Annotated in this window: 1 protein-coding gene and 1 pseudogene; both read left to right on the top strand. The window is 77.2% G+C overall.

Going from position 1 to position 1119, the window contains the following annotated elements; translation table 11 throughout:
• Positions 1-207 (top strand): annotated as a pseudogene (locus G3I42_RS27345) (energy-coupling factor transporter transmembrane protein EcfT); the annotation flags it as partial.
• A partial coding sequence (locus G3I42_RS27350) for an ABC transporter ATP-binding protein (protein WP_343244683.1) occupies positions 204-1119 on the top strand: 916 nt, incomplete at its 3' end. The pseudogene G3I42_RS27345 and the gene G3I42_RS27350, both read left to right, overlap by 4 nt.

Raw genomic sequence — 1119 nt, forward strand, 5'->3', positions numbered from 1 at the left:
TGGCTCGTGGCGGGCTCGGGGGTCGCGGTCGCGGCGCTGCTCGTCCTCCTTGCCGGTGATCCCGCGCTGCACCCCGGGGTCGTGCCGCTCGTCGCGCCCGTCCTGCCGCTGTGGCCCGCGCTCGCCGTGCTCGCCGGGCTCGTCCCGGCCTTCGCCGCGCCGCCCGTGCCGCCCCTGACCCGTACCGCCCCGGAGCCCGCACCGTGATCCGTTTCGACAACGTCTCCGTCACCTACGCCGAGGCGGCGGCGCCCGCGCTCGCGGGCGTCGACCTGACCGTGCCCGAGGGCGAGCTGGCGCTGCTCGTGGGGCCCTCCGGGGTCGGCAAGTCGACGCTGCTCGGCACGGTCTCGGGGCTCGTGCCGCACTTCAGCGGCGGGACGCTCGGCGGCCGGGTCACGGTCGCGGGGCGCGACACGCGGCTGCACAAGCCGCGCGAACTGGCCGACGTGGTCGGCACGGTGGGGCAGGACCCGCTCGCGCACTTCGTGACGGACACGGTCGAGGACGAACTCGCCTACGGCATGGAATCCCTGGGCCTCGCCCCCGCCGTGATGCGCCGCCGCGTCGAGGAGACGCTCGACCTCCTGGGCCTGCACGAACTGCGCGACCGCCCGATCGCGACGCTCTCCGGCGGCCAGCGCCAGCGCCTCGCGATCGGCTCCGTGCTCACCCCGCACCCGCGCGTCCTCGTCCTGGACGAGCCGACCTCGGCGCTCGACCCGGGCGCGGCCGAGGAAGTCCTCGCCGTGCTGCGCCGCCTCGTCGACGACCTCGGCACGACGGTCCTGATGGCCGAGCACCGCCTCGAACGCGTCGTCCAGTACGCGGACCGCGTGATCCTGATCGAGGCGCCCGGGGCGCGGCCGGTCACCGGCACCCCGCGCGAGGTCATGGCGGTCTCGCCGGTCTTCCCGCCGGTCGTGGCGCTCGGCCGGGTGGCCGGCTGGGAGCCGCTGCCGCTGTCGGTACGGGACGCCCGGCGCATGGCGGGCGACCTGCGCGAGCGGCTGAGCGGGATGGACCCGGGCGCTGCGGGGGCCTACGGGGGGACGGCGGGCCCGTACGGCGCGACGCCCGTTTCGCGACCGCTCGCCCCCGAGGACCCGCAGGCCCCCC

This window comes from Streptomyces sp. SID11385 (genome assembly GCF_010548245.1).
Lineage (GTDB): Bacteria > Actinomycetota > Actinomycetes > Streptomycetales > Streptomycetaceae > Streptomyces.